Source organism: Amycolatopsis sp. 195334CR, assembly GCF_017309385.1.
Classification (GTDB): domain Bacteria; phylum Actinomycetota; class Actinomycetes; order Mycobacteriales; family Pseudonocardiaceae; genus Amycolatopsis.
Genome location: NZ_JAFJMJ010000003.1, coordinates 433417 through 452360, shown reverse-complemented (window position 1 = coordinate 452360; position 18944 = coordinate 433417). Strand labels below are relative to the sequence as shown.

The following is an 18944-nucleotide window of genomic DNA, read 5'->3' as shown; positions in this document are numbered from 1 at the left end:
TCACGCCTCCAGCCCGATGCGCGCGAGCTCGTAGGAGTTCGTCGCCTCCAGCGCCACGTCGGCCACCCGGGTCCGGTAGGCCAGCAGCGAGTTCGGCACGAACGCCCACATGCTCGGCCACGAATCCCAGATCACCTGCTGGACGCGGGCGGTGACCTCCTGCCGCTTCCGCGCGTCGACCTCGGCGTAGGCCTGCTCCAGCAGCGCGATCACCTCGGGGTTGACGTAGCCCTGGTAGGTGTCGCGGGTCTGCTCGCGTTCCGGCGTGCCGCCGTACATCCCTTGCAGGATGGGCAAAGCCGCGCCGACCGGGGAGGCGTACCCGTTGCCGAGGATGTCCCAGTCCCCGGCCCGGCCCTGCCGCCAGCTGGAGATGTCGCCACCCGGCTCGAACTGCCGCAGCGTGACCGGGACGCCGATCTCGCCGAGCATCTGCACCACGGCCTCCATCACGCTGGTGTCCCCGGCGAACTCGCCGGTTTCCCAGATCAGCGTGACCCGCAGGTCGCCGTCGTGGATGCCCTCGGCTTCGAGCATTTGCTTGGCGCGCCGGGGATCGTAGGCGTAGGTACCGCAGGCGACGGCGCCGTTGAGCGTCTCGGCGACCGGGCCGGTGGCCGGGCGGACCGAGCCGGACAGGATGTCGCCGGCCAGCCGGTCGCCGTTCACCGCGAGGGACAGCGCCTGGCGCACCGCCGGTTTGGCCAGCGGGTGGTCCGGCGGTTTGCGGAAGTTGTAGAAGAGCTGGTTGATCCGGGTGCCCCGCACCTGGTCGATGCGGATGTCCTTCAGCCCGCGCAGCTGCTCGGCGGAGTCGGGGGTGATCGTGTCGATCAGGTCGAGTTCGCCGGAGCGCAGCGAGACCACCCGGCTCGATTCCTCGGGCACGAACCGGACCCGCACCTGCTCCACGCGCGGTCGCGGGCCCCAGTAGTTCTCGTTGCGCCGCAAGGTGTAGTCGCCGGTGCCGCGGTTCGACGCGGTGACCACGTACGGGCCGGTGCCGACCCCGGTCTGCAGTTCCTCGGGCACGTTCGCCGCGGCCGGGGTGAGCAGGATGTTCGCCATCAGGTAGTCGAGCACCGGCAGCGGGCGTTCGGTCTCCAGGGTGAAGGTGCGCTCGTCGAGCTGGACCACCTCCGGCCACTCGGGGAAGAACGCGGCCAGGAAGGAACCGTTGACCTGCCGGTACATCTTCAGCGCGGTGTCCACATCGGCCACCTGAACGCCGGTGCCGTCGGAGTAGCGGATGCCCTCGCGCAGCCGGACCGTCCACTGCGTCGGCGCGGTCAGCTCGAAGCGGTCGGCCAGCACCGGGATCGGGGCGAGCTCGGGGCCGATCCTGGTCAGCGCCTGGCGCACCGCGCGCTGCACGGTGATCGCGGCGTCGAACTGGTTGAGCTTGTTGTCGAGGGAGACGAGCGAGCGGTTGAGCCCGAGGGTGACCGCGCCCGGTGGCGGGCCGCCGGTGGGGCCGGCGCACCCGCCGAGCGCACCCGCCGCCACGGCACCGCCGAAAACCTTGAGCAGGGTTCTGCGGGAGAGCGCGCTGTGCGACAGCACTGTCTGCATCTGGAACCTCCGTAACCCGCGGGCGCCGTCGCCCGTGGAGGACCTGTTGCGACGACACACTGGCATGGTTGCGCGATATGCGCAATACCGATAGCGTGATTCGCGCAAGACGATACGTGAGGAGGTGTGGTTCCCGTGCTTCTGGCCATGGCAGACGATCTCAGTGGCGCTGCCGAAGCTGCCCTGGCGCTGCGGTCCTCCTCGGTACATCTTGCGCGTTTCGCGCAGGAATCGGGTGTAGTGGACCTCGACCTCCGCCAGGCCTCACCGGAGGTCGCGCGCGCCGCGGTGCGTGCGGTGGCCGGTGGTTCCGCGCCCCTCTTCCTCAAGATCGACTCGCTGCTGCGCGGGAACGTCGCCGCGATGGTGCGCGGGATCCGCGATGTGCGCGACGGGCTCGTGGTGTGCACGCCCGCGCTGCCGGTCGCGGGCCGCACGACCGTCCGCGGCCGGGTGGTCTTCGCGGGTGCCCCGCCCGGGCCTGGTGAGCACCGGCCGGACACCGTCGCCGAAGCGCTCGGCGACCTTCCGATGTCCTTTGTGGACCTGCACGCGGTGCGTTCGGCCGCGCTGCCGGAGTTCCTCGCCCAGATCGCGCGCGCCGGGGAGATCGCCGTGTGCGACGCGGAAACGGACGCGGATCTGGACCTGCTGGCCGCGGCCGCGCGGCCGTTCCCGGGAGTGGCCGCGGTCGGTTCGGCCGGTCTCGCGGCGGCTTTCGGCAGGCAGGTTCCTCCGGCGTCGGGTTCGGTGCGCGATCCCGGTCCGGCGCCGGTGCTGGTTGTGGTCGGCTCGGCGGAACCGAGCGCGCGGCGGCAGGTGGAACTCCTCGCCGCCGACGGCGTTCCGGTCGTCGAAGTGGACCCGGAGACGCTCGACGACGTCACGGTCGACCTGACCGGGGGCCGCGCGGTGCTGACCGTGCGCCCGGGGCCGGTCGATCCCGCACGCGCCCGCGCGCTCACCGCGCATCTCGCAACCACCGTCCAGAAGCTGCCGCCCGGGGTCCGGCTCGCGCTCACCGGCGGCGAAACCGCGCGCCGCGTGCTCGAAGCGCTCGGCGTGACCCGGCTCGACCTGCTCGGGCAGGTCCACCCCGGCGCGGTGCACTCGCGCACCGACACCGGCATCGAGGTCGTGACGCGGCCCGGCAGCCACGGCGGCCAGGACAGCCTGCTCGCGATCACCCGCCATCTCCGCCAGACCCCAGCACCAGGAGGCCCTGTGAGTTCGACCCTGCCCGTCATCGCCGTCACCATGGGGGACGGAGCCGGTATCGGCCCGGAGGTCATCGTCGGCGCGCTCGCCGACCCGGTGGTGTACGAGCGCTGCCGCCCGGTGGTGATCGGAGACGCGCGGCGGCTGCGGGAAGCCGCGGCGCTGCTCGGCCTGGCCGTCGAGGTAGTGCCCGTCGATTCGCCCGCCGAGGCCCGTTTCGAACGCGGTCGCATCGACGTGGTGGATCTCGGACTGCTGCCCGCCGACCTGCCGTGGGGCAAGCTCAGCCCGGTCGCGGGGGAGGCGGCCTACCAGTACGTGCGGGTCGCCTCCGAGCTGGCGGTGGCCGGTGCGGTGCAGGCGATCTGCACGGCGCCGCTGAACAAGGAGGCGCTGCACGCGGCCGGGCACCTGTACCCGGGGCACACCGAACTGCTGGCCGCGCTGACCGGCACCGAGGAGGTGTCGATGATGCTGTCCACGCCCAAGGTCAAGGTCATCCACGTGACCACGCACATCGGGCTGATCGACGCCATCGCGCGGATCGAGCCCGGCCTGGTCGAGCGGACCGTCCGGCGCGGGTACGAGGCGATGCGCGGGTCCGGGGTGGCCGCGCCGGTCATCGGGGTGTGCGCGATCAACCCGCACGCGGGCGAGAACGGCCTGTTCGGCGCGGGCGAGGAAGCCGAGAAGATCGAGCCGGCGCTGGAGAAGCTGCGGGCCGACGGGATCGACGCGCGCGGGCCGCTGCCCGCGGACACCGCGTTCTTCCTGGCCGGGCGCGGGGACTACGACCTGATCGTGGCGATGTACCACGACCAGGGGCACGGGCCGGTCAAGGTGCTCGGCATCGAGGCCGGGGTGAACATCACCGTCGGCCTGCCGGTGATCCGGACCTCGGTGGACCACGGCACGGCGTTCGACATCGCCGGGACCGGGACCGCGGAGGTCGGTAGCATGATCGAGGCGTTGCGCCAGGCCGCCGAACTGGCGCCGGTCTCCGTCAGCTGAAAGGGACGAGCGAGTGCCCCGCGAATCCGAACTCCGCCGGGAGGCCATCGTCCGGCTGGCCACCACGACCGGACTGGCCAACGTGGACGAGCTGTCCGCGCACTTCGGCGTGACCGCCTCGACCATCCGGCGCGACCTCGCGCAGCTGGAGCAGTCCGGCGCGCTCGCCCGTACCTACGGCGGGGCGATGGCGATCGTCGCGCACCCGGAGGCCAGCCTGCGCCAGCGGGTGGGTGAGGAGTTCGAGGCGAAGCGGTCCATCGCGCGGTGGGCGGCGCGCCAGATCGGCGCGGGGGAGACGGTCCTGCTCGACGCGGGCACCACGACCGGGGCGCTGGCCCACGAGCTGCGCGGGGCGCCGGCGCTGACCGTGGTGACCACCGGGATGACGGCGTTGCAGGAACTGGCTTCGGCGGATTCGGTGACGGTCGAGTGCCTGGGCGGGGTGTTGCGGCCGCAGAGCCTCGGGTTCATCGGGCCGTTGGCGGAGACGGCGTTGGAGCGGCGGACTTTCGACCGGGTGTTCCTCGGGGCGGACGGGGTGACCGCGGAGGACGGGATCTGCGAGGCGGACATCCGGCAGACGCGGCTGAAGGAACTGATGGCGCGTCGCGGGGATCACGTGTACCTGCTGGTGCACGCGGCGAAGCTGGGGCGTCGTCCGTTCCACGCGTGGGCGCCGATGCCGCGGCGGTGGACGCTGGTGACCGACGCGGCGGCTACGGAGGCGGACCTGGAACCGTTCCGGGCCAAGGGCGTCGACGTTGTCGTCGCCTCGTAAGCACGCCGTCGTCACGGGGGCGAGTTCGGGGATCGGCGCGGCGGTGGCCGGCCGGTTGCTGGACGACGGGTGGCGGGTGACGGCGTTGTGCCGGTCGGAGCCGGATGCGCGGGCGGAGTGGATCCGGGCGGATCTGGCTGGGGATTTCCGTGGTGCCTTGGGATCGGTGCCGGAGGTGGACGCCGTCGTGCACGCGGCTGGGTTGCAGCGTTCGGCGCCGCTGGGTTCGCTGTCCACTGAGGACGGTCTGCAGATGTGGGCGGTGCACGTGTCGGCGGCCGAGGTGCTGGTCGACGAGCTCTCGGGACGGCTGGCCGAGGGCGGCCGGGTGGTGCTGATCGGAAGCCGGACGATGGTCGGGGTGCCGGGCAAAAGCCAATACGCGGCAACGAAGGCGGCCTTGTCGGCGTTGGCGCGGTCGTGGGCCGCGGAACTGGCACCGAGGGGCGTGACGGTGAACGTGGTGGCCCCGGGGCCGACGGACACCCCGATGCTCCGGGACCCAGGACGCAGTTCGACGCCGGTGCGGGTGCCGCCGTTGGGTCGGTTGGTTACGCCGGGGGAGGTGGGGGCGCTTACGGCGTTTCTGCTGGGGCCTTCAGGGGGTTCGATCACGGGGCAGACGGTGGTTGTTTGCGGTGGGGCGTCGTTGTAGGGGTGGGCGCCACCCGGGTTTTTTAGTGTGACTACGGCGAAGACCCCAGGCAGCGTCGCCGCCCGCGTCTGGGTGTGCTCCAGCTGCCCCGCTGGGAGCACACCCGCACGTCCTCCGGTTCCGACTGGCGAGCCCGACATACGCAGAAGTTAGGCCTTACTGCGTGCGAAAAGAATCGCTTGCTGAGCTTTCGCATCCGGGTCGAGCAGCATCTGGGCCTCGACCACGAATCCGGCATCGCGCAGCCAGGATGCCATCTGGTCAGGCTGACGGCGGTGGACATGGACCTTCATCGGGTGACCGCCATAGCCCTCCGTCATCAACCGCGACTCGTCGCCGACGTGAAACAGGAGCTGCAGCGGTCCGCCGGGACGCAATGCTCGGTGGAAGTGCCCGAACACAGGCGGCACCTCGTCGTCGGGGATGTGGATCAACGACTGCCAGGCGAGCAGGCCGGCCACCGAAGCGACGGGGAGGTCCAGGTCCGTCATCGAGCCCACCTCGAACCGCAGGCCGGGGTGGTCGCGCCGGGCCACGTCGATCATCCCAGGGGAGAGGTCGACACCGAAGGCGTCGACACCGAGCTCATGCAGGTGGGCGGTGACTTCACCGGGGCCGCAGCCGACGTCCGCGACCGGCCCGCCGCCAGCGAGCCGCACGCTGTCGGCGAACAACGCCAGAGCCGCGCGCAGGTACTGGTGTCCGGCGAGGGCGCCGCGCACTTGGTCGGCATAGCTGACCGCGACCGTGTCATAAGAGGTTCGGGTGTCGGCCAACCAGTCATCCGTGGTCATGACCGGCACGATATTCCATGATCACGACCTCGTGGACGGCCGACGCGGAGAGACCGATCATCGGCCGCCAACTGGCCCAGAACTCCGCCACGTTTCCGCAGACCGCAATGCAGGAGAGCACATCATGCCGCTGACCACCGAACAGCGCCGCCGCAACGAGGCCGGCATCCTGCTGCGATGGACCGCCTACTGCTGGGGCAGCTTCCAGCCCGCGGCGGTTGCGACCTCAAGACTCTCGCACGAGAAGCCGGCGTCGCCAGAACGGGCTTCTACGCACGCACCGACCCGCAGGGCAACCAGCGGCCAGGCCCTACCTGGCCGAGGAGTTTCAGCGTCGGCTGGCCGATCTCCGCGAGGCGGGCACCGTCGCAGACCTTCGTCGGTGGTGGCGCGCTCGTGGTCACCACTCGTCGTTTAGGGCGGCGAGTTGCTGTCTGAAAAAGCGGGCGTCCTGCCGGGGGAGGGCATGGGCGACGAGCTCCAGTAGGTGACGCAGTTCCTCCGGATCCGGGCAGCATTCGCGGATTCCGCAGCCGTGGTCCGGGTTCCAGAGGCGGTGCATCGGATCGCGGATGAACAGGTGCCACGCGTGCAGCGCCTCAGCGGCGGCGCCCGGCCAGAGCCGGGTGCGTTCGAGTTGGGCGAGGCTCGCCCGGCCTCGTGGTGAGAGGCCGCTGAGCATCGCGATTTGTTCGCCGGGGCGGCTTCGGCGGAGCGAAGCCGCGCGTACCTGGGCGGGCGATCTACGCGCCATCGGCCTTTCGAGGGGTGGGCATGGTGGTGATTCTCGCACGGGACGCCACTGGACGACCGTAGTTCTTGACGGTCGGTGCGTGCTGGATTTACAGTTTTGTTTCGAAGGTCAGTTCGAAACTTTCGACAACCAACCGCCACCACGAAACCGGAAGGAGGGGACCGGTCATGCGCCGGTTCACGGTGATGGGTGTGGTGGTGGCGGCCTTGGTGCTGCCGGGCGCGCAGGCGCTGGCGGCCTCGCCGGTGGAGGACGAAGGGGCGGACTGCGCGGTGTCGCTGCCCGGCTCCGTGCCCGCCTCGGCGAAGCTGCCCGACCCGTTCAAGAAGATCAACGGCGGGCGCATCGCCACCAAGGCCGAGTGGCGGTGCCACCGCGCGGAGATCAAAAAGCTCGCCGAGCGGTACGTGTACGGCGAGAAACCGCGCAAACCCGCCGGTGTCAGCGGTTCCGTCAGCAGCACGAACATCTCGGTGAACGTCACCGAGAACGGCAAGAGCGCCAGCTTCTCCGCCAAGGTCGAACTCCCCGGCGGTACCGGCCCCTTCCCCGCCGTCGTGGTGGTTGGCGGCTTCGGCGCCGACACGGCCGCGATCAAAGCCGCCGGCGCCGCGGTGATCAGTTACGATCCGCTCGCCGTCGTTAAGGAGGGCACCCCGCGCAACAACAAGCAAGGCGCCTTCTACAACCTCTACGGTTCGACCAGCAGCACCGGCCTCCTGCTCGCCTGGGCCTGGGGCGTCAGCCGGATCATCGACGTCGTCGAGCAGTCCGGTGGCAGTGTGCTCAAAGCCGGCGCGATGGGCGTGACCGGGTGTTCGCGCTACGGCAAGGGCGCTTTGGTCACCGGCGCCTTCGACCAGCGCATCGCGCTCACCATGCCGATCGAGTCCGGCAGCGCGGGCGCGCCGATTTTCCGTGGTATCCCGGGGGAAAGCGGCGCGCAGCCGTTGAGCAGCGCCTACGGTGAACAACCCTGGCTCGGAGACGCGTTCGGGTCCTACACCGGGAACCCGGCCGGCCTTCCGGTGGACACCCACCACCTCGTCGGCATGGTCGCGCCGCGCGGGCTGTTCGTCATGGAGAACCCGCACATCGACTGGCTGGCCGCGAAATCCGGCAGCGTGGCCGCGCTCGGCGGCGCGGAGGTCTACAAAGCACTCGGCGCCGGGGCCAACCTCACCTACTGGTCCGACATCCAGAACGGCAACCACTGCGCCACCCGTTCCGAATGGCAGGCACCACTGCAGCAGCACATCCAGAAGTTCTTGCTGGGTACCGGGAACACTCCCGGCGTGATCCGGATTTCCGGCAAGAAGCCAGGAAATCTGGGGGAATGGCGGGACTGGCAGACCCCGACGCTGTCCTGACCGCCCACTCCTACGCCGAGCGGTGCTCCCGCAACCACCGCTCGGCGTAGGAGACCCCGTCCGCCAAGAGAAACAAGCGGGTGCGCGCCGCGCCGACCGTGCCCTGCCGCACCGGCCGGTCCCGTTCGAAATCGGCGCCGAGCGAGCCGAAGTCGTCGCTGTCGATGCGCCGTTCGGTCAGCGTCACCCATTCCCGGCCCGCCGGGGTCAGCGCCGCGAACGCGACCTCCTCCGACGGCCCGGGAATCCGGTACTCGGCCAAGTGGAAGCACGAGCAGTTGGCGAAATCCGCCCCGAGGAGCAGCACCTGCGCCTCCACGGCTTCGAGTCGTGCGAGCGGGCTCTTCTCGCCGAGGCGGCAATCGAGGGCGTGGTCGTCGGTGATCTCGGCGGCGCGCGGTCCGAGCGCGGCGAACGAGGTCTGCGGGTGCGCGCTGCGACGCGCCCCCGGCCAGGTCCGGACGACCTCCGCGACCGCGCCCATCATTCGCGACGGCGTCACCGCGGGATCATAGGCGGGCATGGTCCGCCGGATCGGTTCCCACCACTCCGGCGGCACCGGGGGAGCCGACCAGTGCGCCGGATCCGAGTTCTCCCCGGTCATCGCCGGCACCACGAGGGTGCCGTCCGGGCCGAGCACCTCGCGCAGCGCTTCGACCACGGCCACCGCGCCACCGGCCACCCAGCCCAGCGAGCGCAGCGAAGTGTGCACCAGCAGCGTCTGCCCCGCGGTGACGCCCGCCGCGCGCAGGTCGGCGGTCAGCGAGTCTCGGGTGCACAGTGGACCGGCCGGGAAGGTCATGCGCGCACCCTAGGCCCGGCCCGGACCGCCCGGCCACCGGGTTTCAGCCGCAGACGCGTTCGACCAGCTCCGTCCAGCCGCGCGCCAGCTGGTCCCGGGTTCGCGTGACGTCCGCGCCGGTCACCGGGAGCATCAGCAGCAACGGCCCGTCCAAGGCCGCGGCGAGCTGCACGGCGAGCACGTCGAGATCGGCCACCGCGGGCTTGAGCAGCCCCAGCAGCATCCGGATGTGCAGGCGAGACACCGGAAGCTCGTTGCCCGCCGGGATCGGCTGACCGCCGTCGAGCGAAGCACGCGCGATTTCCCGGTGCTCGAACAGGAATTCCACCCGTGCCCGCCCGTACGCGACCAGGCGCTCCAGTGGCGGGGCACCGGGGCCGAGCGGTGGCTTCCCGGACAGGATTTCCTGCTGCAGCGCGCGTTCCTCGTCGTCCAGCAGTGCCTGGAAGATCCCGGCCCGGCTGCCGAAGCGGCGGAACACCGTGCCCTTGCCGAGCCCCGCCCTGGCCGCGAGGCCGTCCATCGTCACCTTGTCGGCGCCCTGCTCGGCCATCAGCTCACGGGCGGTGTCGAGCAGGAGGATCCGGTTCCGCGCGGCGTCGGCGCGTTCCCCGCGCGGTTTGCCCACCGCCAGCGTCGGTCCGTCCATTGGGACGACCTTACCGGCCGCCAGCTAAGCGGGGTATAGTCCGCTTATGACCAAGATCGGCATCATCCTCGGCAGCACCCGTCCCGGCCGGAACGGCGAACAGGTCGCGCACTGGGTGCTCGAGCACGCCAAGGCCCGCACCGACGTCACCTTCGACCTGATCGACCTGGCCGACCACCCGCTCCCGCACTACGACGAACCGGTTTCCGCGATGCTGGGCCAGTACCAGCACGAGCACACGAAGGCGTGGGCCGAGCGGATCGCCGCCTTCGACGGGTTCGTCATCGTCACCCCGGAGTACAACCACTCCACCTCGGGCGTGCTCAAGAACGCGCTCGACTACCTGTTCGCGGAGTGGAACAACAAGGCGGTCGGCTTCGTCTCCTACGGCGCGGTCGGCGGCGCCCGCGCGGTGGAACACCTTCGACTCGTGGTGGGTGAGCTGAAAATGGCTGACGTGCGCACCAGTGTTTCGCTGTCGTTGTTCCACGACTTCGAGGGCTTCACCCGGTTCGAGCCGACCGAGGTCCAGGCGAAGACGCTGGGCACCCTGCTCGACGAGGTCGTCGAGTGGAGCACCGCGCTGGCCCCGCTGCGCGCACCGGCCGCCTGACCCTCCACAGAGGACACCGAGTGTGCTGGTCGACACTCGGTCTTGCGAGTTAGGTAAGCCTCTCTTTAATGTGTGGCTCGTGTCCGACACCCCGCCCCGCGCCGCCACCGGCGTCTCCGCGCACGAGATCGACGTCGCCTACGGGCGGGAAGTCGTGGTGCGCGCCGCTTCCGTCACCGTGGGCGCCGGGATGGTCACCGCGCTGATCGGGCCCAACGGCAGCGGCAAGTCCACCTTGCTGCGCGCGCTGGCCCGGTTGCACGACCCGGCCGCGGGCGGGGTCACCTTCGACGACGGCGCCGAACTGCGCGCGCTGTCCACCAGGGAACTCGCGCGCCGCATCACGCTGCTCTCGCAGCACCGCACCACACCCGGCGGGCTGTCGGTGCGGGAGCTGGTCGAATTCGGCAGGCACCCGCACCGCACCCGCTGGGGCGGCCGCGATCCCGGCGGCCCGGCCGCGGTGGAGCGCGCCCTCCGGCTGACCGGGCTGGCCGCCATCGCCGGCCGCCCGGTCCAGGCGCTGTCCGGCGGTCAGGGCCAGCGCGTCTGGCTGGCCAGCTGCCTCGCCCAGGACACCTCGCTGCTGCTGCTCGACGAGCCGACCACCTTCCTCGACCTGCGGTACCAGGTGGAGATCCTGGACATGGTCCGCGACCTCGCCGACGAGCACGGCGTCGGCGTCGGGGTGGTGCTGCACGACCTCGACCAGGCCGCCGCCATCGCCGACCGCCTGCTGCTGATCGAGGACGGCCGCGTCACCGCCGAGGGCAGCCCCGGCGAGGTGCTCACCGAAACGAACCTCACCCGGGCCTACGGCATCCGGGTGGAGGTCGAAACCGACCCGGACGGACGGATCCGCACCCGGGCCATCGGCCGGTTCAACGGCGCGGGCGTGCCCGCCGCCCCGGCCTGACCGGCTTGCCCGGTCGAACCATCGAGTAGGAGACAAATGCGCAAGTTCCGTGCGTTCCTCGCGCTGTCGGCGGCCGCCATGGTGTTCGCCGGTGGCTGCGGCACCACCGAGGATCCCCAGAACACCACCGGGGAAACGGCCGCGGCCGGGGCCCCGGTCACCGTGGTCGACTCCCGCGGCAAGGAGGTCCGCCTCGACGCGCCGGCCAAGCGGGTCGCGGCCACCGAGTGGAACGCGGTGGAGCACCTGGTTTCGCTCGGGGTCATGCCGACCGCGGTGTCCGACATCCAGGGCTACGGCCAGTGGGTGAGCGCGGCTCCGCTCGACGGCACCCCGAAGGACATCGGCACCCGCGGTGAGCCCAGCATCGACACGCTCGGCTCGCTGGACCTCGACCTCGTGGTGGTCACCGACAGCCTCACCGAGGGCGCGCTGGAGCAGATCGAGGCGAAGATCCCGGTGGTGGTGCTGGCCGGCGGGGACGTCAAGGACCCGATCGGCGCGATGTTCGCCAACGTGGACCTGCTCGCGAAGGCGACCGGGACCGAGGCCAAGGCCGCGCAGCTGCGGACCGAGTTCGACAACAAGATCGCCGAGGGCAAGGCGGCCGTCGAGCAGGCGGGCGCGGCCGGGCAGCCGGTCGCCTTCTCCGACTCCTACGTCACCTCCGGCACGGTCAGCATCCGGCCGTTCGCGAAGGGCGCGCTGGTGCCCGCGGTGTTCGAGCGGCTCGGCCTGACCAACCCGTGGACGATGCCGGGCGACGCGGTCTACGGGCTCGCGCAGGCCGATGTGGAAGGGCTGACCCAGCTCCCCGACGTGCACTTCTGGTACATGGCCAACGACACCTTCGGTGACGCCTACGCCGACGAGCTGGCCGGCAACGCGATCTGGCAGAAGCTGCCGTTCGTGGTCAGCGGCAAGGTGCGCAAGCTGCCGAGTTCGCTGTGGATGTTCGGCGGGCCGAAGTCGATGGAGCAGTACGTCGACGCCGCGGTCAACGCGCTGAAGTCGTAACCCGCGCACACGGTGGAAAAGACGCTCGGGCGGTCCAGGCTCGCCCTGCTCGTGGTCGGCCTCGGCGTGCTCGTCGCGCTGGGCTCGGCGGTGCACCTCACGCAGGGCACGGCGAACCTGGATCCGTGGGACGTGCTGCGGCTGGTCTTCGGCGCCGAATCCGAGGACACCGCGGCTGTTGTGCTCGAATCGAGGCTGCCGCGACTGGCCGCGGCACTCGTGGTCGGCGTCGCGCTCGGGGTTTCGGGCGCGGCGCTGCAATCGGTGGCGCGCAACGTGATCGCGTCACCGGACACGCTCGCCGTGGACGCCGGGGCGCACCTGGCCATCGTCGCGGTGGCGGCGGTGGGCCTCTCGCTCCCGCTGCTGGGCGCGGCCGGGGTGGCGTTCGCGGGCGGGCTGGGCGCGGCGCTGCTGGTGCTCACACTGGCGGGGACCGGCGGGCAGGGGATCGTCCGGCTGGTGCTGGCCGGTACCGCGATCGCGCTCGCGATGATCTCGGCGACCCGCGTGCTCCTGCTGTTGTTCTCGGAGGAGACCCGCGGCCTGTTCGCCTGGGGTGCGGGTTCGCTCGGGCAGAACGGGCTCGACGGCGTCCGCACGCTCGGGCCGGTCGTCGGCGCGGCACTGCTCCTGCTGCTCCTGCTGTCGCGCCGGTTGGATCTGATGTACCTCGGTGACGACCACGCGCGGACGCTCGGTGTCCACGTGGGACGGATCCGGTTCGCCACCATCGCGCTGGCCGTGCTGCTGGCGGCCACCGCGGTGACCATCGCCGGGCCGATCGGCTTCGTCGGGCTCGCCGCGCCCGCGCTGGTCCGGTTGCTGTCGAACGTGGTGCCCGGACTGCACCGGCACGCGGCACTGCTCCCGGTGTCCGCGGCGATGGGCGTGGCCCTGCTGCTCGGCGCGGACGTGCTGATGCGCGCGCTGATCGGCTCGCAGGGCGCCCTCGAAGTGCCCACCGGCGTGGTGACCACGGTGCTCGGCGCGGTGTTCCTGATGGTGCTGGCGCGCAACATCCGGGTCGCCACCACGGCGGCCGAACCACCTTCGGCGCACGCGCGGGTCGGGGTGTCCGGCCTGCGCTACCGCGTGATCCTCGGGGTGCTGGTCGTCGTGGCGTTCGCCGCGCTGGTCGGCTCGATCCTGCTGGGCGATACCAAACTGCTGCTCGGCGACGTGGTCAACTGGGTGACCGGGCAGGCCGGCCCGCTGGTCAGCGGGGTGATGGAAAACCGGGCGCCGCGGGTGGCCGCCTCCTTCCTCGCCGGTGCCTCGCTCGCGCTGGCGGGCGCGGTGGTCCAAGCGGTGGCACGCAACCCGCTGGCGGAACCGGGCGTCATCGGCGTGTCCGGCGGCGCCGGGCTCGGCGCGGTCACCGTGATCACCCTGGTGTCGGGCGTCGGCTTCTGGACACAGGCCGGGTTCGCCGGCATCGGCGCGGCCGTGGCCATGGCGGTGGTGTTCGCGCTCGCCGCCAGGGGCGGGCTGGCCAGCGAACGGCTGGTGCTGATCGGGTTCGGCATGCAGGCCGCGACCCAGGCGCTGGTGACCCTGCTGATCACGCTGTCCGATCCGTGGAACGAGGCGAAGGCGCTGACCTGGCTCGGCGGGTCGACCTACGGGCGTTCGTTCGCGCACCTGGTGCCGATGGCGCTGGCGATCCTGCTGGTCGTCCCGTTGCTGGTCCGTGCGCGCGGAGAGCTGGACCTGATCTCGCTGGACGACGAGACCCCGCGCGTGCTGGGCGTACCGGTGCCGCGGTCGCGGTTGCTGCTGCTCGTCGGCGCGGTGCTGCTGACCGGCAGCGCGGTCGCCGGGATCGGCGTGATCGCCTTCGTCGGCCTGGTCGCCCCGCACGCGGCCCGCGCGATCGTCGGACGGCGGCACGCGAGGGTGCTGCCGGTGGCGGCGTTGCTCGGCGCGTTGCTGGTCGGACTCGCGGACACGGTGGGCCGCACGGTGATCGCGCCGGCCCAGCTGCCCGCCGGGCTGATGACCGCGCTGATCGGCGTGCCGTACTTCGTCTGGCTGCTCCAGCGGTCGCGGGCCGCCACTACCCTGCGGGGATGACCGCGACCCGGATGGCCAAGGCGGACCGCCGCCGGTTCCTGCTCGACCGCGCCTTCGAACTCAGCGGGGCGCGGGGCACGGCCGCGCTGACCCTGGTCACCCTCGCCGAGGCGGCGGGGGTGACGCGGCCGGTGGTCTACGAGCACTTCGGCACCCGCGAAGGGCTGCTGATGGCGATGTACCGCGATTTCGACCAGCGGCTGATCGAGCGGATGCGTGCCGCGGTGGCCGGTGCCTCGCTGGAGGAGGTCGCGCGCGGTCTGGCCACCGCGTACGTCGACGCCGTGCTCGCGGAGGGCGCCGGGTGCGCCGAAGTGGGCGCGGCGCTGGCCGCCACGGAAGAGACCCGTGCCTTCCGCGACGAGTCGCAGGCGGTCTACCTCGACGAGTTCGAGCGCGCGTTCCGGCCGCACGCCGAGCTTTCCCGCCGCCGCGACCGGGCCGCGCTGATCGCGATCCACAGTGCGCTCGACGGACTGGCCGCGGCGGCGCTGGCCGGGCGGATCTCCCGCGCCAAGGCCGTTTCCACCGCGGTCGCGGTGGTGCTCGGCGTGCTGCCGCAGTGAACCTACATTTTGTAGGTTACATAGTGTAGGTTCGCGGGCATGGACATCGTGATCGGCGACGGCCCGCGCGCACAGGCGCTGCGGGACGCGCTCGCCACCGCCCCCGCCGGAGCGCACGACCTGGTGCTGCTGTGCGCCGACGACTACGCCGCCGCCGAAGCCGCGCTCGCCGGTCAGCCCACCGGTCTGGACGTGGTCAACCTGACCTCGGGCACCAGCGCGCAAGCGCGTGGACTGGCCAGGCGCGGCCGGTACCTCGACGGCGCGCTGATGGCACATCCCGAGCACGTGGGCGATCCCGCGACGGTGATTGTCTACAGTGGATCGGAGGAGGTCTTCGAGCGGCACCGCGAACGGCTCGCGGTCTTCGGCAAGACCGTGTACCTCGGTCCCGATCCCGGTACCGCCGCGCTCTACGACCTCGCGCTGCTCAACCTCGCCTGGGCCACGCTCGCCGGCTTCGTGCAGACCGCCGCGCTGCTGGGCACCGCCGGGGTGCGCGCGGCCGAGGTGGCCCCGATGCTCACCGGCTGGCTCGCCGGAACGGTCAGCGAGGTCGTCACCGACTACGCCGGTCAGCTCGACCGGCGGCGGTACCCCGGCGACGGCGAATGGCTGGAACTCGACGCGCCGCTGATGGACCACCTCGTCGACACCACCAGGGAACTCGGCCTCGACGACACGCTCGCCACCACCGTGCGCACGCTGACCCGGCGCGCGATCGACGCGGGCCACGGTGCGGACAGCTTCGCCAGCCTGGTCGAGGTCATCCGGGAGCCGGTCAAGCCGTAGTCTCGGGGTGGTGGGCTGGGAATGGGATCCGTCGCTGTATTCCGGGAGTGCCGCGTACTACGCGCGCGGGCGCTTGGCCTACCCGGCCGCCCTCGCCGAGGCGATCGCCACCGCGCTGGGGCTGGACGGTTCCGGCCGCCTGCTCGACGTCGGGTGCGGCCCCGGTTCGCTGACCCTGGTGCTGGCCCGGCACTTCCGTGAGGTGGTCGGCGTCGACGCGGACCGGGAGATGCTCGCCGAAGCCGGTCGCCGCGCGGATGCGGCCGGGGTGCGCGACGCGAAGTGGGTGCACCTGCGCGCGGAGGAGTTGCCCGCCGGGCTCGGCCGGTTCGACCTGGTCACCTTCGCCCAGTCCTTCCACTGGATGGACCGGCCGAAGGTGGCCGCGGCGGTGCGCGGCATGCTCAACCCCGGTGGTACCTGCGCGCACGTCCACGCCAGGACCAGCCACGGCACCACCTCGCCGGATCCGCTCCCGTACCCGCGTCCGCCGCACACCGAGATCACCGAGCTGGTGCGCGAATACCTCGGCCCGGTGCGGCGCGCGGGTCAGGGGCAGCTGCCGGACGGCACGCTCGACGGTGAGTCGGAGATCTACCGCGCCGCGGGGTTCACCGGTCCGGCGCGCGTCGAAGTGCCGGGCCGCGTGGTCACCCGGGTGACCGAGGACCTGGTCGCCGCGGTGTACTCGCTGTCCAGTTCGACCCCGCACCTGTTCGGTGACGGCCGCCTGGCCTTCGAGGCCGATCTGCGGGAGTTGTTGCACCGCACCAGCCCGAGCGGCCTGTTCAGCGAGCAGACCGGTGACATCGCCGTGGACCTCTGGGGCGCCTAGGAACCCGGCACCGAACCGAGCTGCGGTGGTTCCGGCGGCGGACCGGTGACCACCGTGCCGAGCGTGGACTGCCACAGCTCGGCCCACAGCCCGGAGCGGACGATCTTGTCCAGCCAGCCGTTGACGAACTCCTTGAACGCGGCGTCCCCGCGCGGCAGGCCGATGCCGTAGGGCTCGCTGGTGAACGGCTCGCCGACGATCTGGATCCGGTCGTTGAGCCGGGCCGCCCCGGCCAGCGCGGTCAGGTCGTGCACGTAGGCCACGGCCCGCCCGGATTCCAGCGCCTGCACGCATTCGTTGGTGCTGCCGAAGGTTTCCAGCTTGGCCTTCGGCGCGACCTCCCGCAGCGCGTCCACGCTGGTGGTGCCCGCCACGGCGACCACCGGGCGGTGGTTGAGATCGGCGGGCTTGGCGATCGACCGCTCCTGGTCCAGCGTGGCGATGGCCTGTCCCGAGCGCAGGTACGGCCCGGCGAAGGCGACCTTCTGCGCCCGTTCCGGGGTGATCGTGTAGATCCGGATGACCGCGTCCACGGTGCCGACCTGCAGCAGGGTTTCCTTGGTTTCCGGCGTCGCGGTCACGATTTTCACCGTCGATTCGCCGAGCAGGTATTTCGCCAGCAACTTTCCCAGTGTGGCGTCGAAACCCTCGGTTTCGCCGGTGATCGAATTGCGCTCGGAAAGCAGCGGGAGATCGAGCTGGCCGCCGACGATCAATTGTCCGCGCCGGCGAATGGTGGCCGCGGTCGGCGACGCGGCCACCTCGGCGTCAGTGGCCACCGGAGCCCGGTCCAGCAACGTCAACGGGTGTGGGGGAGCGGCTTGACCTGCGGTGTCCGGGCGATCGCAAGCGGTCACCGCGGCCGCCATCGCGGCGAGCACGGTGGCCAGCCGCCGCCGGCGCACTTCGAAAATGCCCGCCATCTCCCGCGCTCCGTTTCCGACTCGCCAATACCGGTGGTCGCCAGTATTGTTGGCGCCCGATTCGCCACAAGGGCCGATCGTCGCCGAGTGCGGAAGACTAGAGAATTCTCTAGCTAAACCGGAGTAGGACGTCGTTCAACCCACGGCCGCGCCTTTTCCAGCTGCCCGGCCAGCCGCAGCAGCGCGCCGTCGGCGCCGAGCCGTCCGACGAACTGGGCCCCGATCGGCAGGCCGTCGGCGGTCCAGTGCAGCGGCACGCTCATCGCCGGCCTGCCGGTCAGGTTCGCCAGCTGCGTGTACGGCACCCAGCTCAGGTTCTCGTGGATCAGCCGGTCGACGATCGGGGTGAACCGCAGCAGGCCCGCGGCCCCGGCGGTGAGCAGGCCGCGTTGCAGCTTGCGCACCGGCTCCGGCGTGTCGAAGGCGCCGATCCGCGGCGGCGGGGTCGCGGTGGACGGGGTGAGCAGGAAGTCGTACGACTCGTGGAACTCGGCGAGCCGCCGGGTGTGCTCGTGCCGTCGTTCGATGGCACGCACCAGGTCGACCGGGTTGGTCGCCCGGCCCAGCGCGGCCATCGTGCGGGTGTCGAGTTCGAAGGCCGCGTCCCCGGCGCCGCTGGCCGCCTTGCACTCGGCCATCGCGTGCGCGCAGCTGACGAACCAGCTGGTCAGGAAGTCCTTGGCCAGAGCGGCGTCGTCGAACGGCTGCGACTCCAGTTCGACCACCTCGTGGCCCAGTTCTTCGAGCAGGTCCCCGGCCGCGCGGGCGGCGGCCACCGCTTCGGGGTGCGGATCCGGGTTGATCGAGCTGGCGGTGCACAACGCGACGCGCAACCGGCCCGGTTCACGGCCGACCTCGTCCGCGAACGGCGTCGCCGGACCGGCGGCGAGGAACGGCGAGAGCGAGGTCGGGCCGGCCAGCACGTCGAGCATGGCGGCGGTGTCCCGCACCGAACGCGAGATCACGCCGTCGGTGGCGGTGCCGCCGAGTCCTTCGGCCCGCGCCGGACCGGCCGGGATGAGCCCGCGCGACGGCTTGAGCCCGAACAACCCGCAGGCCGACGCCGGGATGCGGATGGAGCCGCCACCGTCGCTGGCCCCCGCACACGGCACGATGCCCGCCGCGACGGCCGCCGCCGCGCCCCCGGAGGACCCGCCCGGCGTGTGCCCGGGGTTCCACGGGTTGCGCGCGGGCCCGAACAGGTCCGGCTCGGTGATGCCCTTGGCGCCGAACTCGGGGGTGTTCGTCTTGCCGAAGACCACCAGCCCGGCGTCGAGCCAGCGCTGGACCACCGTGGTGGTCTCCTTCGCCGGGATCGAGGCCATCGACCGGGACCCGCCGCTGGTCGGCTGCCCGGCCAGGTCCTGGTGCAGGTCCTTGAGCAGGAACGGCACCCCGGCGAACGGCCCGGCCGCGGGCGCGTCCGGCGGGTCCACCTCGCGCACGACCGCGTTGAGCCGCGGGTTGACCGCCGCCAGCCGGGCGCGCGCCGCCGCCAGCAGGTCCGCCGGGCTCGCCTGGCCGTCGCGCACCAGTTCCGCCAACCCGACCGCGTCGTACTCCGGGTACTCATCCATGGCGCAGATCTTGCCTGATGTGG

General features: G+C 71.6%; 18 protein-coding genes. 11 read left to right on the top strand and 7 right to left on the bottom strand.

Translation table 11 applies throughout. From position 1 onward, the window contains the following. Positions 1 to 1572: an ABC transporter substrate-binding protein gene (locus tag JYK18_RS39185; protein ID WP_206808897.1), complete on the bottom strand. Its 1572-nt coding sequence runs from the start codon at positions 1570 to 1572 to the stop codon at positions 1 to 3. A 147-nt stretch (positions 1573 to 1719) separates the two neighbouring features. Here JYK18_RS39185 and pdxA point away from each other — a divergent pair, with 147 nt between their 5' ends. The 3 genes from pdxA to JYK18_RS39170 are packed head-to-tail and all read left to right on the top strand — an operon-like array spanning position 1720 to position 5237. Further along, entirely contained in the window at positions 1720 to 3801 is a 2082-nt protein-coding gene (gene pdxA, locus JYK18_RS39180) for a 4-hydroxythreonine-4-phosphate dehydrogenase PdxA (RefSeq protein ID WP_206808896.1), read from the top strand. A gap of 13 nt (positions 3802 to 3814) precedes the next feature. Next, positions 3815 to 4582 (top strand): DeoR/GlpR family DNA-binding transcription regulator, encoded by a 768-nt coding sequence (locus JYK18_RS39175; protein ID WP_206808895.1) that lies wholly within the window; start codon positions 3815 to 3817, stop codon positions 4580 to 4582. Beyond that, positions 4566 to 5237: an SDR family NAD(P)-dependent oxidoreductase gene (locus tag JYK18_RS39170; RefSeq protein WP_277992425.1), complete on the top strand. Its 672-nt coding sequence runs from the start codon at positions 4566 to 4568 to the stop codon at positions 5235 to 5237. Before JYK18_RS39175 ends, JYK18_RS39170 begins: the two co-directional genes overlap by 17 nt. A gap of 149 nt (positions 5238 to 5386) precedes the next feature. Here JYK18_RS39170 and JYK18_RS39165 read toward each other — a convergent pair whose 3' ends face one another. Both JYK18_RS39165 and JYK18_RS39160 read right to left on the bottom strand, forming a co-directional pair. Then, positions 5387 to 6031: a class I SAM-dependent methyltransferase gene (locus JYK18_RS39165; RefSeq protein ID WP_206808893.1), complete on the bottom strand. Its 645-nt coding sequence runs from the start codon at positions 6029 to 6031 to the stop codon at positions 5387 to 5389. Between the two features lie 400 nt (positions 6032 to 6431). Then, positions 6432 to 6713, bottom strand: coding sequence for a hypothetical protein (locus tag JYK18_RS39160; protein ID WP_206808892.1), 282 nt, complete (start codon positions 6711 to 6713; stop codon positions 6432 to 6434). 239 nt (positions 6714 to 6952) lie between these two features. Between JYK18_RS39160 and JYK18_RS39155 the strand changes: the two genes are divergently transcribed. Further along, complete coding sequence (locus JYK18_RS39155; RefSeq protein ID WP_206808891.1) at positions 6953 to 8155, top strand: cellulose-binding protein; 1203 nt, start codon at positions 6953 to 6955, stop codon at positions 8153 to 8155. Between the two features lie 10 nt (positions 8156 to 8165). Here the strand turns inward: JYK18_RS39155 and JYK18_RS39150 are convergent, their stop codons facing one another. Both JYK18_RS39150 and JYK18_RS39145 read right to left on the bottom strand, forming a co-directional pair. Continuing rightward, a complete protein-coding gene (locus JYK18_RS39150; protein ID WP_206808890.1) occupies positions 8166 to 8957 on the bottom strand; it encodes an aminoglycoside N(3)-acetyltransferase in 792 nt (263 codons plus the stop codon). A 43-nt stretch (positions 8958 to 9000) separates the two neighbouring features. Continuing rightward, positions 9001 to 9606, bottom strand: a complete 606-nt coding sequence (locus JYK18_RS39145; RefSeq protein ID WP_206808888.1) for a TetR/AcrR family transcriptional regulator — start codon at positions 9604 to 9606, stop codon at positions 9001 to 9003. A 46-nt stretch (positions 9607 to 9652) separates the two neighbouring features. Between JYK18_RS39145 and JYK18_RS39140 the strand changes: the two genes are divergently transcribed. The 7 genes from JYK18_RS39140 (at position 9653) to JYK18_RS39110 (ending at position 16421) form a co-directional block, all read left to right on the top strand. Next, a complete protein-coding gene (locus tag JYK18_RS39140; RefSeq protein ID WP_206808886.1) occupies positions 9653 to 10219 on the top strand; it encodes an NADPH-dependent FMN reductase in 567 nt (188 codons plus the stop codon). Between the two features lie 79 nt (positions 10220 to 10298). Beyond that, entirely contained in the window at positions 10299 to 11135 is an 837-nt protein-coding gene (locus JYK18_RS39135) for an ABC transporter ATP-binding protein (protein WP_206808884.1), read from the top strand. Positions 11136 to 11171: 36 nt separating this feature from the next. Beyond that, complete coding sequence (locus tag JYK18_RS39130) at positions 11172 to 12152, top strand: iron-siderophore ABC transporter substrate-binding protein (RefSeq protein WP_206808882.1); 981 nt, start codon at positions 11172 to 11174, stop codon at positions 12150 to 12152. Between the two features lie 12 nt (positions 12153 to 12164). Beyond that, a complete protein-coding gene (locus JYK18_RS39125) occupies positions 12165 to 14228 on the top strand; it encodes an iron ABC transporter permease (RefSeq protein ID WP_206808880.1) in 2064 nt (687 codons plus the stop codon). Beyond that, positions 14225 to 14794: a TetR/AcrR family transcriptional regulator gene (locus tag JYK18_RS39120; RefSeq protein WP_242583965.1), complete on the top strand. Its 570-nt coding sequence runs from the start codon at positions 14225 to 14227 to the stop codon at positions 14792 to 14794. Before JYK18_RS39125 ends, JYK18_RS39120 begins: the two co-directional genes overlap by 4 nt. 39 nt (positions 14795 to 14833) lie before the next feature. Then, a complete protein-coding gene (locus tag JYK18_RS39115; RefSeq protein ID WP_206808878.1) occupies positions 14834 to 15586 on the top strand; it encodes an NAD(P)-dependent oxidoreductase in 753 nt (250 codons plus the stop codon). A gap of 10 nt (positions 15587 to 15596) precedes the next feature. Beyond that, positions 15597 to 16421, top strand: coding sequence for a class I SAM-dependent methyltransferase (locus JYK18_RS39110; protein WP_307796260.1), 825 nt, complete (start codon positions 15597 to 15599; stop codon positions 16419 to 16421). On the opposite strand, the gene JYK18_RS39105 is transcribed toward JYK18_RS39110, so the two are convergent. Both JYK18_RS39105 and JYK18_RS39100 read right to left on the bottom strand, forming a co-directional pair. Further along, positions 16418 to 17344, bottom strand: a complete 927-nt coding sequence (locus tag JYK18_RS39105; RefSeq protein WP_206808872.1) for a glutamate ABC transporter substrate-binding protein — start codon at positions 17342 to 17344, stop codon at positions 16418 to 16420. The two genes, JYK18_RS39110 and JYK18_RS39105, sit on opposite strands and share 4 nt — an antisense overlap. Before the next feature lie 113 nt (positions 17345 to 17457). Next, a complete protein-coding gene (locus JYK18_RS39100) occupies positions 17458 to 18921 on the bottom strand; it encodes an amidase (protein ID WP_206808871.1) in 1464 nt (487 codons plus the stop codon). Between the last annotated feature and the right edge of the window lie 23 nt (positions 18922 to 18944).